At 63.6% G+C, this 17,649-nt stretch carries 12 protein-coding genes and 1 pseudogene; 4 read left to right on the top strand and 9 right to left on the bottom strand.

The window, feature by feature from the left end; genetic code table 11:
* Positions 1 to 352 precede the first annotated feature (352 nt).
* Positions 353 to 711, bottom strand: a pseudogene (locus LB558_RS25965) (invasion associated locus B family protein); the annotation flags it as partial.
* A gap of 80 nt (positions 712 to 791) precedes the next feature.
* Here LB558_RS25965 and LB558_RS25960 point away from each other — a divergent pair.
* The 4 genes from LB558_RS25960 (at position 792) to LB558_RS25945 (ending at position 4,820) form a co-directional block, all read left to right on the top strand.
* Positions 792 to 2,255 carry a phospholipase D-like domain-containing protein gene (locus tag LB558_RS25960; protein ID WP_224700172.1) on the top strand — a complete coding sequence of 488 codons (1,464 nt, stop codon included), beginning with the start codon at positions 792 to 794 and terminating at the stop codon, positions 2,253 to 2,255.
* A gap of 109 nt (positions 2,256 to 2,364) precedes the next feature.
* On the top strand, positions 2,365 to 3,213 hold the full coding sequence (locus tag LB558_RS25955) for an endonuclease/exonuclease/phosphatase family protein (RefSeq protein ID WP_027038289.1): 849 nt from the start codon (positions 2,365 to 2,367) through the stop codon (positions 3,211 to 3,213).
* Positions 3,214 to 3,275: 62 nt separating this feature from the next.
* Entirely contained in the window at positions 3,276 to 3,611 is a 336-nt protein-coding gene (locus LB558_RS25950; RefSeq protein WP_224700163.1) for a hypothetical protein, read from the top strand.
* A 348-nt stretch (positions 3,612 to 3,959) separates the two neighbouring features.
* Positions 3,960 to 4,820 carry a hypothetical protein gene (locus LB558_RS25945; protein ID WP_224700162.1) on the top strand — a complete coding sequence of 287 codons (861 nt, stop codon included), beginning with the start codon at positions 3,960 to 3,962 and terminating at the stop codon, positions 4,818 to 4,820.
* Positions 4,821 to 4,882: 62 nt separating this feature from the next.
* Here the strand turns inward: LB558_RS25945 and LB558_RS25940 are convergent, their stop codons facing one another.
* The 8 genes from LB558_RS25940 to LB558_RS25905 all read right to left on the bottom strand — a co-directional run bounded on the left by LB558_RS25940 (position 4,883) and on the right by LB558_RS25905 (position 17,603).
* Positions 4,883 to 6,397 (bottom strand): aldehyde dehydrogenase family protein, encoded by a 1,515-nt coding sequence (locus tag LB558_RS25940; RefSeq protein ID WP_224700161.1) that lies wholly within the window; start codon positions 6,395 to 6,397, stop codon positions 4,883 to 4,885.
* Between the two features lie 186 nt (positions 6,398 to 6,583).
* Positions 6,584 to 7,858, bottom strand: a complete 1,275-nt coding sequence (locus LB558_RS25935; protein WP_224700160.1) for an RNA polymerase sigma factor — start codon at positions 7,856 to 7,858, stop codon at positions 6,584 to 6,586.
* Positions 7,855 to 8,229: a YciI family protein gene (locus tag LB558_RS25930; RefSeq protein ID WP_224700159.1), complete on the bottom strand. Its 375-nt coding sequence runs from the start codon at positions 8,227 to 8,229 to the stop codon at positions 7,855 to 7,857. The genes LB558_RS25935 and LB558_RS25930 overlap by 4 nt, the downstream gene beginning before the upstream one ends.
* 107 nt (positions 8,230 to 8,336) lie before the next feature.
* Positions 8,337 to 9,443: a DNA topoisomerase IB gene (locus tag LB558_RS25925; RefSeq protein ID WP_224700158.1), complete on the bottom strand. Its 1,107-nt coding sequence runs from the start codon at positions 9,441 to 9,443 to the stop codon at positions 8,337 to 8,339.
* 185 nt (positions 9,444 to 9,628) lie between these two features.
* A complete protein-coding gene (locus LB558_RS25920) occupies positions 9,629 to 10,513 on the bottom strand; it encodes a transglutaminase family protein (protein WP_224700157.1) in 885 nt (294 codons plus the stop codon).
* A gap of 3 nt (positions 10,514 to 10,516) precedes the next feature.
* Positions 10,517 to 12,928 (bottom strand): circularly permuted type 2 ATP-grasp protein, encoded by a 2,412-nt coding sequence (locus tag LB558_RS25915; protein WP_224700156.1) that lies wholly within the window; start codon positions 12,926 to 12,928, stop codon positions 10,517 to 10,519.
* 6 nt (positions 12,929 to 12,934) lie between these two features.
* The gene (locus LB558_RS25910) at positions 12,935 to 16,294 is read right to left on the bottom strand and encodes a DUF2126 domain-containing protein (protein ID WP_224700155.1); all 3,360 of its coding nucleotides are present in this window, start codon (positions 16,292 to 16,294) and stop codon (positions 12,935 to 12,937) included.
* Positions 16,295 to 16,406: 112 nt separating this feature from the next.
* The gene (locus LB558_RS25905) at positions 16,407 to 17,603 is read right to left on the bottom strand and encodes an acyl-CoA dehydrogenase (protein WP_224700154.1); all 1,197 of its coding nucleotides are present in this window, start codon (positions 17,601 to 17,603) and stop codon (positions 16,407 to 16,409) included.
* Positions 17,604 to 17,649 lie beyond the last annotated feature (46 nt).

The raw sequence follows: 17,649 nt of genomic DNA, 5'->3' as shown, positions 1-17,649 counted from the left end.
CCGTCGGTGGATTATTCACAAATTCACGAAATATGTGAGCGATTATTGATTTAGAAGTCGCTAAACAGCCCTTTTGGGCAACAAGGCTGCGAGATGTAGCAAAAATAGCACATAACGTCGGCTCGCTGCGGTTGTATCCGGACGCCGCACTCCGCGGGAAATCCACAAGGCGCCGCGCTGTGGGCCGTAGGGTCAGAATCATGGCCGGTTTGGAGAGCAGTCGCTCAAAACCCAACCGACAGTTGTAGTATTTTCAAGCACGCGACCGTGGCCGCTCGCCCGTTACGGCCATAAGCTGGTCAGCGCGCACCATTGCGGAACCACTTTTTTGTCGCGGCCCGAGCCGACGCCCCTAATTTGCGCTCAACGCCACCATGCGGTCGAGCGCCGCGGTCAGGCCGCGAAGCGAGACCGGGAAGCTCAGCGGGGTCTCGGCCTCCGTGGTGACATTGAGCTCCAGCACGAGCCTCCCCTCAGCTTTTCAAGCGTCGGCCGATCGACGGTAAAGACGCAGACGCAACCCGTCGGCAGGCAGGTCGTGATGCGCTGCGGGGACAGTGGCGGTTGGTCGTCGATCTGCAGCGTCACGCCCGGATCGAGCAGGATCCCGAAGGGCAGAAGCAAGGTAGCCGTCGTCGAACCGTCCGGGCGTGCCGCGATCTCCACGGCAAGAAGCCTCTGCCCGTTCTGCTGGACCCGGTCTTGCGCGAGCACACTCTCGCCACCATCGGCGAATGCGCGGCATGACCGGCTGCATTGCCTTCTGCAACCGCTCGCTGGATAGTCTCGGCATGTTGGAGACCCTGGCGACTCACTGGCCTCAAATTCTGGCGATCATCTCCGTGGTGATGGCGACGGCTGGCATCGTCCATGCCGTCATGACCAAGGAGGATGTCCGCGCCGCCACCGGCTGGGTCGGCGTGATGGTGCTGTCCCCGATCCTCGGCGTGCTGATCTATGCCGTCGCCGGCATCAACCGCATCCGCCGTGCCACGATCACCGCCCAGCGCCCGTTTGCCGACGGCGCGGTGTCCGCCAAGCACGAGCGCGACGTCGCTGTCGAAGAGGCCCTGATCGTCGAGCGATACGGGCAACGGTTCATGGGCTTGCGGACGCTCGGCGACAGGGTGGCGCGGCGCGCGCTCAACCCTGGAAATGCAATCGATGTGCTGGAGACCGGCGACGAGGCCTATGCCGCCATGTGCGCGGCGATCGATGGCGCCGAGCGCAGCGTCCTGCTCGAGACCTATATTTTCGACAATGACGCCGTCGGCCTGCTCTTCGTCGAGGCGCTGGCCGGCGCTGTCCGGCGCGGCGTTACCGTCCGCGTGCTGATCGATGCCGTCGGCGCCCGCTACTCGGTGCCGAGCATCCTTGGGCATTTGCGCGAGGCCAACATCCCCGCCGATGTCTTCAACGGCAACATCGTCATGGGCCTGCGCTTGCCCTACGCCAATCTGAGGACCCACCGGAAGATCCTGGTGGTCGACGGCATCGCCGCCTTCACCGGGGGCATGAACATCCGAAAAGGCTTCTCCGCCGAATTCGCCGGCTCCAACAGCGCCAGGGACACACATTTCCGGGTGACCGGTCCGATCGTCGCCGACCTCTTTTCGGTCGCCGCCGAGGACTGGCGCTTCGCCACCAACGAGGCGCTGAAGGGTGACGCCTGGCGCATTGCCCCGCTGTCGCCGTCGCCGGGCGCACCGATGATGGTGCGGGCAGTCGCTTCCGGCCCGGATGCCAGCAACGAGACCAACCACAAGCTGCTCATCGGTGCATTCTCGGTCGCCCGCAAGTCGATACGCCTGATGTCCCCCTATTTCCTGCCGGATCGGGAACTGATCAGCGCGCTGATCACCGCCGGCAGGCGCGGGGTCGAAATCGACATCGTGGTGCCGGCGGTGAACAATCTTTTCCTCGTCGACCGCGCGATGATGGCGCAGTTCGATCAGGTGCTCAAACACTATTGCCGTGTCTGGCGAACCGAGGGACCGTTCGACCATTCGAAGCTGCTTTCGATCGACGGCGTGTGGGCCTATGTCGGATCTTCCAATCTTGACGCCCGATCGCTGCGGCTGAACTTCGAGATCGACTTGGAGGTCCTCGATGCCGGCTTTGCCAGCGAGATCGAGGCGCGGATCGGGTCGGCGATCGCCTCCGCCGTGCCGGTGACGCTGGAAGCCTTGCGAGCCCGGCCGTTTCTTATCCGGCTGTTCGACCGGGTATTGTGGCTCGGTTCACCCTATCTCTAAGGCGGAGGTGCGCTTGAGGAATTCGTCTGTCATGGAACATACGCCGAAATTGCCTATTTGACTGTATCCGGCTTCTGAATTGAATCCAGCGAGGACGAGCAGCACAGAGATGCACAGAATTGGACGCAGCCTCCCGGCAAGCATGCTTCTGTCCCTTCGTGACCGCCGGATGCAGAAGGCTAACGCCGCAGCACTCAAGACGACAGCCACCACCGGCACGCTGGTTGCCTCCTACAATGTCCACAAATGCATCGGCGTCGACAGAAAATTCGACCCGGAGCGGATCATCCGCGTCATCCGCGAAATCGACCCGGATGTCATTGCGCTGCAGGAAGCCGACAATCGCTTCGGCGACCGTGATGGTCTTCTTGACCTGCCCCGGCTCGAACGGGAAACCGGCCTGGTTCCGGTGCCGATTTCGGCCACCGGCAAGGGCCATGGCTGGCATGGCAACGTCTTGCTGTTCAAGAAAGGCGTCGTTCGCGACGTGCACCAGATCAAGCTTCCGGGACTGGAGCCGCGCGGCGCGGTGGTGGCGGAGATCGACCTCGATGGAAGCCGGACGCTGCGCATCATCGCCGCCCATCTTGGCCTGCTGCGCCGCTCGCGCTCCCAGCAGGCACGCGTCGTGCTCGACCTGATGAACAGCCCGGACGAAAGACCGACCTTGCTGCTCGGCGACCTCAACGAATGGCGGCTTGGCAACCGCTCCGCTCTCAACACGCTGCATGCGACGTTCGGCCCGCAGCCGCCGGCGGTCCCCACCTTCCCGTCGAACCTGCCGCTGCTGGCGCTCGACCGGATCATGGCCAACAGGCATGGCATGATTGCCGCCATCGATGCGCATGACACGCCGCTTTCACGCGTTGCCTCCGACCACCTGCCGCTGACGGCCTTCGTGCGCCTGGAGCGGGTGGACGATAACGCCTTGATGTCTTCCGCGTCTCAAAGCGTGTAAAATTAGGCGGAACGCCCAGTTCTTCCGCGAGTTAACATGTCTTGAACACGCAGGAGGACGAGATGAAAAAACTGATTCTGGCTTCCCTGTTGGCATTGGCCGCGACAGCGGCGATCACCGCGCCGACGCAAGCGGCAAGCGTGACCATCCAGTCCGACGACGGCGACCGATATTTGCCGGATGACGATTCCGATAGTGGGATTGTTATTCGCCGTCATCACCGGGATCGCTATTATGACAATCAGTATGATGGCGACCGGAACGTTCAGTATGACAATGGCGAATACCGGTACGGCGAATATCGTCGCCATCACCGGCATCATCGCTGCCATATCGAACTGGTCAAGCATTGGCGCCACCACCACAGGGTGATCGAAGAGGTTCGCGTCTGCGGCTGATCCCGATCTGACCAACCGGCCGGCGAAAGCCGGCCGGTCCATTACGAATGATCGGCTGCCAGCGCGGATGTGAGAGGCGATGCTGGACCGCGTCAAATCGTATACCCAGCACGCACGGCTGGATTCCGATCTTTGTCGCCATTGCTCTTGGCACGGTGACCTCGCTCTCCACCATCCCCGTCAAGGCATAGCAATCGGTTAGCGGATCCCACCATGGACCGGTCGTGGCCGGATCCGTGTTCGGGTTGGGCTTGCTCTTCGCATATGGTGCCTCTGGACACAGCCGTGGAAGGCTGAAAAATGTGAAGCGCAACTCGACTTTCGGAGTTGAACCGGAACACCAGGAGGATGGCGCTGAAATTGGAAGATATTGCCGGCCATCCGGCGTTGCATCGCTACGTTCAGGAACAGTCCCTGGCGCTGATCCGAATCTATGAAGAGAGCCCTCGGCTGGCTTCCATTTTCGCCACGCAGCAGCGTTGGCTGATGGGTCATGTCGGCCTCGCCATGCATTTCAGGCGCGATCCGCACGACCGCCGCAAGGAACTGACGGTATCGCGGTTCATCGAGTTCGTTCACCAACATGAGGTTGCCAGCCGCAACACGGCGGACGCTTTCATCAAGGAGATGCTGCACTACCACATCGCGGAGTATGTGTCGGGTGGCGACGGCCGTACGCACCCTTTGCAGCCGACTGCGGCAACCGTGCAGACTTTTACCGGCTGGGTTCTTGCCCATCTGCGAACACTGGATCGCCTCGACGGCGCTGACCGCTTGGCCAGGTTCCTCGAACACCCCGAGATGGTTGCCAGGCTGCAGCCTCTGGTGGCGGACGGCCTGCTTGCCTCCAAGCCGGTGCGCGAGCCCAACCAGACCTTTTCCCTGTTCATCTGGCTCAACAATGGCGGTATCGTCATGGACTGGCTGATGTCGGGCATCGACCCCGATCACGCTGGCCTGGACCAGATTCCGACCAGCGTGGTGTCGATCGGAGATTTTGCCAAATGGCTCAAGCTCTCGCGGACCCATCTGGCCCGCAAGCTGCGCGCTGCCGAGAATCTCGGCAGCATCGGCTGGCTCGGCCAGCGAGGCCATTCGGTGATGTGGGTGTCGAACACCTTCTACCAGGAATACATGACCGTCCAGGCGGCCAAACTGGCCATCGTCGACACCGCTTTTAATGCCTGTTTTCCGCCGGCTGGAAGCTGATCGGTGCGGCATCCCCGTTACGGGGATGCCTTTCAATGCGGATGATCAAAATCCCGGAGTTCTCAGTCGATGTCGAACGACACGCCTTGGGCGAGCGGCAGCGCCTTGGAATAGTTCACCGTGTTGGTGGCGCGCCGCATATAGGCCTTCCATGCGTCGGAGCCGCTCTCGCGGCCGCCGCCGGTTTCTTTTTCGCCGCCAAAGGCACCGCCGATCTCGGCGCCCGAGGTTCCGATGTTGACATTGGCAATGCCGCAATCCGATCCGTCGACACCGAGGAAGCGTTCGGATTCCTGCAGGTCGCGGGTGAAGATGGACGACGACAGGCCGGCACCAACCGCATTGTGTTCGTCAAGCACGGCGTCGAAATCCGAATATTTCATCACGTAGAGGATCGGCGCGAAGGTCTCTTCCGTCACCGGGGAAACCTGGCTTGGCATTTCGACCAGCGCCGGGTGCACGTAATACGCATCCGGATGGCCGTTCTCGACCCGCGTGCCGCCGGTCACCTTGCCGCCATGGGCGGCGGCTTCCTTCAGCGCCTTTTGCATGGCGTCGAAAGCCGCCTTGTCGATCAGTGGCCCGACCAGCGAGGAGGTCTCCAGCGGGTTGCCGACAGATACACTCTCGTAAGCCTTCTTGAGACGCGGAACCAGGGCGTCGTAGACGCTGTCATGCACGAACAGGCGCCGCAGCGTCGTGCAGCGCTGTCCCGCCGTGCCCATCGCTCCAAACGCAATCGCGCGCAGCGCCATGTCGAGATCGGCGGTCGGGCAGACGATGCCTGCATTGTTGCCGCCGAGTTCCAGCACCGCGCGGGCAAAGCGCTTGGCCAGCCGTGGGCCGACGTCGCGGCCCATGCGGGTCGAGCCGGTCGCCGAAACCAGCGGCACTTTGGGGTGATCGACCAGGATCTCGCCGACGGCGCGGTCGCCGATCAGCACCAGCGCCAGGCCATCCGGTGCGTCCGCGCCGAAGCGCTTGACCGCACGCTTGAAGATAGCCTCGCAGGCAAGTGCGGTCAGCGGCGTCTTTTCCGACGGCTTCCACACCACCGCGTCACCGCAGACCAGCGCCAGGGCGGCATTCCACGACCACACAGCCACTGGGAAATTGAAGGCGGAAATGACGCCGACCACGCCGAGCGGATGCCAAGTTTCCATCATCCGATGGCCCGGGCGCTCGGTGGCAATGGTCAGGCCGTACAATTGCCGGGAGAGACCTACGGCGAAATCGCAGATGTCGATCATCTCCTGCACTTCGCCGAGCCCTTCGGACGGGATCTTGCCGACCTCGATCGAAACCAGCCGGCCAAGCTCGGCCTTGTGCGCGCGCAGTTCCTCGCCGAGCAGCCGCACCAGTTCGCCACGCCGCGGGCCCGGCACCATGCGCCAGGCTTGGAAGGCCTTGTGCGCGGCATCGATCACCTTGGCCGCGTCGGCCGGCGAGATCGTCTTCAACGCCGCAATCTGCTCGCCCGTCACCGGGCTGCGCACGATCAGGTCGCCGCCGACAAGCGCCTCCTTGGCCACACCCAGTTTCACCAGCAGTTCGGTCGTTTCCTTGTCTATGGTCATTCCTGTCCCTTTCAGATCCGTCGCCATCATCTGGCGTCGGTCAAAGCCTGGCGCCATGCTGCCCGCGTGCACAAAGGCACCTCAGGCACGATCATCGCGTGGCATTACTCGTTTCAAGGGAAAATCACCACCCCGGCATGGTCTAAGCCCAAACTGCACGATTGAGCCAGATGGGGCAGATGGCGCTCAGTTTGCCTTCTTGGCCGGTGGGCGTACCGCACCGTCCTTGATCAGCCGGTCGATATGCATGCGGATATGGGCAGCTTCCGCCGCCGTGTTCGCAAGCGCTATGGCGCGGTCGAAGGCGACACGAGCCTCGTCGCCCCGGTCGAGCTGCATCAAGAGGCCGCCCTTGAGGCCGAAAAAATGGAAATAGCCGGAAAGCCGTTCTTCCAGCGGCTCGATCATGGCCAGCGCCTCTGCCGGTCCACGCACCTTCGAGACCGCGACGGCCCGGTTGAGCGTGACCACCGGCGACGGCTGCATCTGCTCCAGCAAGCGATAGAGCAGGTCGATCTCGTTCCAGTCGGTATCCTCGGCCTTTTCGGCCCGCGCATGCAGCGCGGCAATCGCCGCTTGCACCTGGTAAGGGCCGGGCTTGCGATGGCGCAGCGCCTTGTCGACCAGTGCCAGCCCCTCATCGATCATCTTGCGGCTCCACAGGCTGCGATCCTGGTCTTCGAGCAGCACGATCTCGCCGCTTTCGTCGAAACGGGCCGGTGCGCGCGCATGCTGCAGAAGCAAGAGCGCCGTCAGCCCCATGATCTCCGGCTCGGTCTGGAACAGCCGCAGCAACAGCCGTGCCAGCCGGATCGCCTCCTCGCATAGCGGCGCGCGGGCCGGCGCCTCGCCGCTGTTGGTCGAATAGCCCTCGTTGAAGACCAGGTAGACCATGGCGGCGACGGCGGCGAGCCGTTCCGACCGCTCGACCGCGCCAGGCGTCTCGAACGGCACGCCGGCGTCCGCAATGCGCGCCTTGGCTCGAGTGATGCGCTGCTCCATGGCGCTTTCGCCAACCAGGAAGGCGCGCGCGATCTGCTTGACGGTGAGACCGGAGACGATGCGCAGCGCCACCGCGATCTGCTGCGTGGCCGGCAGATCGGGATGGCAGCAGATGAACAGCAGCCGCAATATGTCGTCGCGGTAGTGCGCCCCGTCCAGCCGCTCGGCGATATCGCTCTCGGCGTCTTCCAGATCGGAAACCTGGTCTTCCTCCGGCATCGGCGCCTGCTTGGCGCGCTTGCGCACCGCATCGATGCCGCTGTTGCGGCCGACGAAGATCAGCCAGGCCGCCGGATCGCGCGGCGGCCCGTTCTGCGGCCAGTTCTTCAGCGCCCTGAGGCACGCGTCCTGGAAAGCTTCCTCCGCCGTATCGAGATCGCGGAAATAACGCAGCAGCGCGCCCATCGCCTGCGGGCGGGCGGCGCTGATCGCGGAGCTGATCCAGGCCATTTCGGTCATGCGGAAACCCTTGTGGGGTTGAAGACCGAAACCGGCCGGATTTCATAGGAACCGCCGCTCGGGTTGACCTCGGAAAGCTCACGGGCAAACTCCACCGCCTCGTCGAGATTCGCGCATTCGAGCGTGTAGAAGCCGAGAAACTGTTCCTTGGTCTCCGCGAACGGCCCGTCGATGACGACCGATTCGCCCTTGACCTTTCTCAGGGTCGTCGCGGCGGTCGTCGGAAGAAGCCGTGCCACCGGGCCGAGCCGGCCGGCCTTGGCATATTTTTCCTGAACGCCGAGGATATTGGCCATGACCTCGTCGTCCTGTGCCTTGCTCCAGGAGCAGACGACATCTTCGGAGGCATAGCAGAGGATTGCGTAGAGCATGGCTGGTCCTTTTCTCTGTCAAAGGACGAAACAGTAAGACCGATCCCGACATGACGTCGATAAAAAAATCCGGATGTGACGGATTTGGCCACGGCCGGCCGCGCCGGTCAGCTTTCTCCCAGTTTCAGCCATCGCAGCACGAGAGCTTCCTCGTCATCGAGACCGGCAATCGCGCGTTTGCGTTTGTTGGCCTGCGCCATTTCATCCAGCAACCGCCCCTCGGACCACGCTTCGAAGACCCGCGGATGGACATAGCATTTGCGGCAGACGGCACGCGTATTGCCCAGCCGCTCGGCAACCTTGTCGATGACGCTGTTCATCGCCCTGTTTCGCTGCGCCTGGCTTTGCGGCAGTTCCGTTTGCGCAAACAGCGACGCGGCGTGAATGGTGCCGCCCCAGGTGCGGAAATGCTTCGAACTGAAGGCGTCACCGACCGCCTCACGGATATAGCGGTTGACGTCCTCGGAGCGGACCGGCCGCCTGTTACCGTCCTCATCGAGATACTGGAACAGCTTCTGGCCCGGCAGGTCCTGCGCGCCACGCACAATCCTGGCGATGCGGCGGTCGGCCAGCTTCAGCTTCCACTCCTTGCCCGACTTGCCCTTGAAGGCAAAGCGCAGGCTTGAGCCGACAATATCGACATGCCGGTCGCGCAACGTGGTCAACCCGAAACTCTTGTTGTCCCGGGCGTAGGCGGCATTGCCGACGCGGATCATCGTGTTGTCGAGCAGCCAGACAACCGCGGCGACGACACGCTCGAACGGCAAACCACGACGGCGCAGATCGCTGTCGATCCTGTGCCGCAGGTCCGGCAGGCTCTCGGCGAAAGCGACAAGGCTCGAATATTTGGCACCATCACGCTCCTCGGCCCATTGCGGATGATAGCGATATTGCTTGCGCCCGCGCTGGTCCCTGCCGGTTGCCTGGATATGGCCGTCCGCGTCCGGCGAAATCCACACATCCGTCCAGGCCGGCGGAATGACGATCGTCTCGATGCGCGCTTTGGTGGCGTCCGAAACCGTCCGTCCGTCCGGCCCCTTGTAGGAAAACCCCTTGCCTGTCTTCAGCCGCCGGATACCAGGCTCGGCATCGCTGACATAGCTAAGCGACGCATGATCGGCCGAGCTTTGTGCCCCGTTTTTGGGCGCACCATCTGGCGATACAGCGTCCTCGCCAGCCGGTCGGCTGGGCGACAATCCGGATTTTTGCAACATGTCGGCTCCACGCGAATTCCGTAGATAAGCCACTGGCCGACCGCTGGTTCCACGCGCCGTCCGAAAAGCCCTTCGCGCCGATCGTGCAGGCTGCGCCTACAGAGCGGCTTGCAGCTTGATCGACGGCGCGGACAAACGCCGCCTCGCCGCGAGCAGCGGAATACCGCTGCGTGTAGGACCTGCTCTCAGGCTCTTTCGAGCACGACCGGAATGACGTCGACAGCTTGCTCGCCGACCTGTCCACCCGTGGTCTTGAGCACGCCGACGATTGGCGCCACGTCCGAATAGTCGCGGCCGTAGCCGACGGTGATATGGTCGTTGCTGGCCCGCATGCCATTGGTCGGATCGAATTCCTGCCAGCCAGCGTCGCGCCCGCACCAAACCTTGACCCAGGCATGCATGGCATCGGCGCCTTCCAGCCGGGGCTTGCCCTTCGGCGGGATGGTGCGCAGGAAGCCGCTGACATAGCCAGCGGGAATGCCGAGCCCGCGCAGGCCGGCGATCATGATGTGCGAAAAGTCCTGGCAGACACCGCGCTTCAGCCTGAAGGCATCGCTGGCCCGGGTCCGCACCGTCGTCGCCTCGCCGTCATAGGTGAAATCACGATGAATGCGATTGCACAGGTCCATGGCCGTGCTGGCGGCGGAACCGGCGATGCTGCTGCGTGCGTAGGCGGTGATCGCATCGTCGATGCCGGCATGAGTGCTGGCCGTCAGGAAATGGTGCGGTGCATCAGGTGCCAGAGACCGCACCGCGGCGAGCTCCTGCCTGAGCCGGACGACATCGGGCGACACGTCGAGCCCCGGCTCGGGCCGAGACACCGACACGCGGGCGCTCATCCTGATGTCGAGCGCATCATGCGCATCGCGAAAGGCGATCGAAGTCACGTTGTTGCCGAAGAAATCGGAAAAGTCGGAACGCTCGTTGGGCGCCGGCGCAAAGGACAGCGATGCGGCGATGACGCGCTGCACGCCTGATATCGTCGACGGCAGTACGCGCACCTGATGACGACCACCGCCGGCAGCGGAAGCGTAATCGTAGTGGAGATGAAGCCTGATATCGTAGAGCATGATTTATCCGAAATAGGCTTTGGCTAGGCTGTTGTAGAGGCCGCCGATTTCGTAGGCGAGCTCGTCCAGCGCCTTTGCCGTCATATCCGAAGGCTCCTTGATGGCGATCTGGGTGTTGAGCTTCAGGATTTCCTTCGCCGCCGGCGACATTTGCCCCTCCCCGCCGAGCGACGGCAACAGGCCGATTTCGGCCTTCAGCCTTTCGAGTTGGAACAGAATGGAGCGCGGGTTAAGCGGATCGAGCGCCAGCAGATCGATCACTGTGCGCCGACCGGCCTGCACCGGATATTGGCGGCGATGGGTCATCACGCTGTCGCCGATCTCCAGCATCATGTCGAGCGCGCCGTCCGGCGCCTTGGCGCTGGTCAGCCGCGACAGCGTGCGGGAGATCTGGATACCGCGCTCCAGCCGGCGGCCGATCTCGAGGAAGCGCCAGCCGGCGAAGCGGTACATGTTCTCGTGCAGCAGACCGGAAAAGCCGGCGAGCTTACGCAGGATGACTGTCATCGCCCGGGTCGCGTCGTCACCGGGCGCGACCGTCGTTGCGAACTGATGGATGGTTTTCGACAGGTCCTTCAGCGCCAGCCAGCCATCGGGCGAGAAGCGGTCGCGGATCTGCCCGGCGCTGTAGACCGCGCTATCCAGCGTGCCTATCAGCCCTGACGGGATCGCCGTCTCCACATCGATCCCGAAAGGTTCGAGATAATCCCTGATGTCGGCGAGCAGCGGCATATCCGGGTCGGAAGTTTCGGCGAGCCGCACATGATAGGCGCGCAGGATGCGCACCGTGTCTTCCGATCGCTCGATATAGCGGCCGAGCCAGGTCAGGTTCTCCGCCGCGCGACTGGGCAGGCTGCCGGGCCTGGTGCGGCTGAAACTGTCGCCTTCTTGTGGCAGCAGCGTCTCGCGCTCCACCGGTTTGTCGCTGACAACCCAGACATCCGCTGCCTGGCCGCCGCGCTGCATGGCGATCGCCGTCGGGTCGAGCGACAGGCCGATGCGGGCAAAACCGCCCGGCATCACCGTCCAGCCCTCCGGCGTTCGCGCCAGGTAGACGCGCAGGCTCGCTGGCCGCGGCTCCAGCCAGCCGCCGACATAGACGGGCGTTGTCGAAAGCGTCACCGCTTCCTGGCCGACGAAATCGCCGCCATCGCGTTCGATGCGCGCCACCAGCTCCGCCCGCTCTCCAGCCGACAGGGCCGAGCCGAGCTTCGTTGAATCGTCATCCTCGAAGGCAAGTCTCGTCGACAGCGCCGGCCCGATCACCATGCGATCGATGTTGGCCAGCACATGCGCGCGTTCGGTTGCTTGCCCGCACCACCATGTCGCGACGCTTGGCAGCAGCAATTCCTCGGCCCGCAAGGCCCGTGAAATCTTGGGCAGGAAGGCGAGCAGCGCACGCGTCTCCATCAGGCCGGAGCCAAGCGCATTGACGGTAGCAACCGCGCCCTGGCGGATCGCCTCGACCAGGCCCGGCGTGCCGATCTGCGAATCCGGGCGCAGTTCGAGCGGGTCGGCGAACGCGGCATCGAGCCGCCGCCACAACACGCTGATCGGCATCAGGCCGGAAACCGTGCGCACCATCAGCCGGCCGCCGGAGACGGTCAAATCCTCGCCTTCGAGCAGCATGATGCCAAGGTAGCGGGCGATGTAGGCGTGTTCGTAATAGGTTTCGTTAAGCGGCCCCGGCGTCAGGATGGCGACGCGGCCGTCGGTCTCCTTGGCCATGCCGATCAGCGCGTCGCGAAAACGGCGGAAAAAGCCGGCAAGGCGGTGCACATGCATCTCGCCATAGATGTCGGACAGCGCGCGTGTGGTGGCGACGCGGTTTTCCAGTGCGAAACCGGCGCCGGACGGCGCCTGCGTGCGATCGCCCAGCACCCACCACCGACCGTCAGGCCCACGGCCGAGCTCGAAGGCACAGAAATGCAGGAAATGGCCGCCGGCCGGCCTGGTGCCGACGACAGGCCGCAAATATTCGGGGCTGGCGGCGATCAATCCCGCCGGCAGGATGCCTTTTTCGACCAGCCGGTTCGGCCCGTAGATATCGGCGATGGTTTCCTCGAACAGTTCGGCGCGCTGCACGAGGCCGGCGCTGATCGCCGCCCACTCGCTCTCCTCGATGAGAACCGGGACATGCGCCAATGGCCATTCGCGCTCATTGGCACCGGCCTTGTCGTAGACGCGGTAATAAACGCCGGCATCGCGCAGATACTGGTCGGCGCGGGCAAAGCGCTGGCCGAGCTTTTCAGCACCGAGTTCCTCGAGCGCCTCGACAAAATGCTTCCAGGCCGGGCGAGGATTGCCCGACGCATCGACCATCTCGTCGACGACGCCGTCGATCGGCTGGTAGTGCTCCAGCAGGCTGTGGGTCTGCGGCTTGCCGCGTCCCCGCTTGTGATTCCCCTTTGCCATCGCTGATCAGAGTCTTGCCGGCCGCCGAAGGTCAAGGGTCATCGGGAAATCTTCCGCCGGTTGTTCTTCACGGATCACATAGGCGGATGGCGTATGGCCGCGCGGTTCGAAGCGGGCGAGCCGCCGAGCTTCCGCCTCGTTGCCATTGACCGGAAAGGTGTCGTAATTGCGCCCGCCGGGATGGGCGACATGGTAGACGCAGCCGCCGACCGCACGGCCCGACCAGCGGTCATAGATGTCGAAGACCAGCGGTGTGTTGACCGGCAGCGCCGGATGTAGGCCCGATGCCGGCTGCCAGGCCTTGAAGCGGACACCCGCTACCGCCACTTCGCGATTGTCAGTGACCTTCATCGGCACGATGCGGCCGTTGCAGACGACTGCGTGACGCTCCGGGTTCAGCCCTTCGGTCTTGACCTGCAGCCGTTCGACCGAGGAATCGACGAAGCGCACGGTCCCGCCGATCGCGCCTTGCTCGCCCATCACATGCCACGGCTCCAGCGCCTGGCGCAGTTCCAGCTTGATGCCGGCATGCTGAACCTCGCCGCAGAACGGGAAGCGGAATTCGAGCTGAGCATCGAACCATTCGGGCCTGAATTCGAAGCCGTTGAGCTTGAGGTCGTCGAGCACGTCGAGGAAATCGGCCCAGACATGATGCGGCAGCATGAAACGGTCATGCAGCGACGTGCCCCAGCGCACGAAGCGGCCGTCGAGCGGGCTCTTCCAAGCGCGGGCGATGATGGCGCGGACCAAAAGTTGCTGCGCCAGCGACATGCGCGCATTGGGCGGCATCTCAAAACCGCGGAATTCGACCAGCCCCAGCCGGCCGGTCGGTCCGTCCGGCGAAAACAGCTTGTCGATGCAGATTTCCGAACGATGCGTATTGCCGGTGACGTCGGTCAACAAATTGCGGAACAGCCGGTCGACCAGCCATGGCAAGGGTGCATTGCCCCGGTCTGGATGCGGCACCTGCGCCATCGCGATCTCAAGCTCGTAGAGCGAGTCGTGACGCGCTTCGTCAAAGCGCGGCGCCTGGCTGGTCGGCCCGATGAACAGGCCCGAGAACAGATAGGACAGCGACGGATGGCGCTGCCATTGCAGCACCAGGCTCTTCAACAGGTCCGGCCTTCGCAGGAACGGGCTGTCATTGGGTGTTGCACCGCCGACCACGACATGGTTGCCGCCGCCGGTGCCGGTGTGGCGGCCATCGATCATGAACTTGTCGGCGCCAAGCCGCGTCTGCCGCGCCTCATCGTAGATCGCCGTCGTCGTCGCCACGCAATCCTGCCAGTTGGACGCCGGATGGATGTTGACCTCGATGACGCCGGGATCGGGCGCGACGCGGATGACGTTGAGGCGAGGATCGTGCGGTGGGCCATAGCCTTCGATATGCACAGGAAGGCCGGTCGTCTTTGCCGCGTTCTCGGCCGCCGCGACCAGTTCGAGGTAGTCTTCCAGCGCCTCGACCGGCGGCATGAATACGCACAGCCGGCCATCGCGCGGCTCGACCGAAAGTGCAGTGCGCACAGCACCGCCGATCTCGGTGATCTCCTGCTCGACCCGCTCCTGCTGGCCGCTCGCAGCGGTGAACGATGCCGCTTGCTGGCGGCGCGCCATCTCGTCGGCGCCTTCCAGTTCGGCTGGAGCCGTTCCGGCCAGTATGGCTTCACGCGCGGGCAGCGGGCCGCGTGGCAGTGACGGATCGACCGGCACGATATAAGGGAATTGCTCCGGCGGCACATAGGGCAACGTGCCGAGCGGCAGGCGGTAGCCGACGGGTGAATCGCCGGGCACCAGGAACAGCCGGCCGCGCCGCGTCTTCCATTTTTCCGAGCGCCAGCGCGGATCCGATGCCTGGCTGTTCCAGCGCTGGACGGGGAGCACGTAGCCGGACGGCTTGGTCAGCCCGCGTTCGAACACTTTCGCCATACGGCTGCGTTCTTCCGGATCCTCCAGCCTGGAGTTGGACGGATCGACATTGTCGGGCAGCTTGCCTTCCTTGAGCAGCCATTCGGCCGGATCCTCATAGGCTTCGCTGACCATGGCCTTGTCGATGCCGAGTTCGCCGGCAATCGCGGTGAGCAGGCTTTCGGCCTGTGCCGGGCCGATATCGGCTTCGCTCTTTTCGCGGGCGATCAGCGACGGATCGCTCCACACCGGCTGGCCGTCGGCACGCCAGTAGAGCGAGAAGGTCCAGCGCGGCAAGCTTTCGCCCGGATACCATTTGCCCTGGCCGTAATGGAGAAAGCCGCCGGGCGCGAAGCGCTCGCGCAGTTTACGGATCAGTTCGTCCGCCTTTTCGCGCTTGGTGGGACCGACGGCGGCGGTGTTCCACTCGGCCGACTCGAAATCGTCGATCGACACGAAAGTCGGCTCGCCGCCCATCGTCAGCCGCACGTCGCCGGCGGCAAGCGCTGCATCGACCTTGTTGCCCAGAGCGTCGAGCGCCTGCCAGCTTTCGTCCGAAAATGGCTTGGTGATTCGCGGATGCTCGGCGATGCGGTCGACCCGCATCTCGAAGCCGAATTCGACATTGGCGAAGCTCGCCATGCCGGAAATCGGGGCCGCGTTGCGGAAATGCGGCGTGGCGGCCAGCGGCACATGGCTCTCGCCGGTGAGCAGGCCCGAGGTTGGATCGAAGCCGATCCAGCCGGCGCCGGGAAGATAGACCTCGCACCACGCATGCAGATCGGTGAAGTCGACGGCGGTTCCGGCTGGACCGTCCAGCGCCACCAAATCTGGCTTCAACTGGACCAGATAGCCGGAAACGAAGCGCGCCGCGATGCCGAGATTGCGCAGGATCTGCACCAGCAGCCAGCTCGAATCCCGGCATGAACCCTTTTTCGCGGCAAGCGTCTCCTCCGGCGAGAACACACCGGTCTCCATGCGCACGATATAGGCAATTTCGCGCTGCAGCCGGGCATTGAGATCGACGAGAAAATTGACAGTATTCGGCGCGCTGCGGTCGATCGTCCCGAGCAAGGCCGACAGCAACGGACCGGCCGGTTCCGGCCTGCGGTAGATCGCGAGATCATCGCGTATCTCCTCCGGATATTCGAACGGAAACGCCTCCGCCGATGGCTCGACAAAGAAATCGAACGGATTGTAGACCGTCATGTCGGCGACGAGGTCGACCTCGATCTTCAGCTCGGTCACCGGCTCCGGAAAGACGAAGCGGGCGAGGAAGTTGCCGTAGGGATCCTGCTGCAGATTGACGAAATGGTTCGCCGGCTCGACCTTGAGCGAATGACTCAGCACCTTGGTGCGGGAATGCGGCGCCGGCTGCAGCCTGATGATCTGGGGACCGAGAACCACCGGCCGGTCATATTTGTAGTGGGTCAGGTGGTAGACGGCTGCCAGAATTGCCATGGGGCCCCGGAATTCAGCGTTTCAAACGATTTCGCTGAACCCTGACACATCTGGCGACCATTCTCCAAGCAGAGATGTTGCGGTGCACCTAATTTAAGCAACGGTTGCCGGCTCAGAAAAACGCCTGTATCCCCGTCTGCGCCCTTCCCAGGATCAGCGCATGCACGTCATGTGTGCCTTCATAGGTGTTGACCGTTTCCAGGTTCTGCGCATGGCGCATCACGTGGTAGCCGATCTGGATGCCGTTGCCGCCATGCATGTCGCGGGCCTGACGGGCGATGTCGAGAGCCTTGCCGCAATTGTTGCGCTTGACGATCGAGATCATTTCCGGCGCCATCTTGCCTTCATCCAGCAACCGCCCGACACGCAAGGATGCCTGCAATCCCAACGCAATTTCGGTCTGCATATCGGCAAGCTTCTTCTGGTAGAGCTGCGTGCCGGCCAGCGGCTTGCCGAACTGCTTGCGATCAAGACCGTATCGGCGGGCGCGGTGCCAGCAATCTTCCGCGGCGCCCATCGAGCCCCAGGAAATGCCGAAGCGAGCCCGGTTGAGGCATCCGAACGGTCCGCCGAGGCCCTTTGCGTTGGGCAGCAGCGCGTCCTCGCCGACCTCGACGCCTTCCATCACCACTTCGCCGGTGATCGACGCCCGCAGCGACAGCTTGCCGCCGATCTTCGGCGCCGAAAGCCCCTTCATGCCCTTTTCCAGCACGAAGCCGCGGATCTCGTCCTTGCCGTTCTCGCCCTTCAGCTTCGCCCAGACGACGAACACATCGGCGACCGGTGCGTTGGAAATCCACATCTTCGAACCGGACAGCTTGTAGCCGCTGGCTGTCCTCTCGGCGCGTGTCTTCATGCCGCCCGGGTCGGAGCCTGCATCCGGCTCGGTCAGGCCGAAACAGCCAATCCACTCGCCGCTGGCGAGCTTGGGCAGGTACTTCCTGCGCTGTTCGTCCGAGCCATAGGCATAGATCGGATACATCACCAGCGACGACTGCACTGACATCATCGAGCGATAGCCGGAGTCAACACGTTCGACTTCCCGCGCGACCAGCCCGTAGGTCACATAGTTGGCGCCAAGCCCGCCGAATTCCTCGGGGATGTTGATGCCGAGCAGGCCGGCCTCGCCCATTTCGCGGAAGATCGCGGTGTCGAAGGTCTCGTTGAGGTAGGCGTCCTCGATCCGCGGCGCCAGCTTGTCGGTGGCGAAAGCGGCCGCACCGTCGCGCACCATGCGCTCGTCTTCCGAAAGCTGGCCCTCGATCAGGAACGGGTCTTCCCAGACGAATGCGTTCTTGTCGGCGGCCATCGCGTTTCTCCCCAACCGATGCATGTCGCTCAAAACGATGACATGC

It is taken from the genome of Mesorhizobium sp. CO1-1-8 (genome assembly GCF_020164875.1).
Lineage (GTDB): Bacteria > Pseudomonadota > Alphaproteobacteria > Rhizobiales > Rhizobiaceae > Mesorhizobium.
This window is presented reverse-complemented; position numbering and strand designations above follow the sequence as displayed.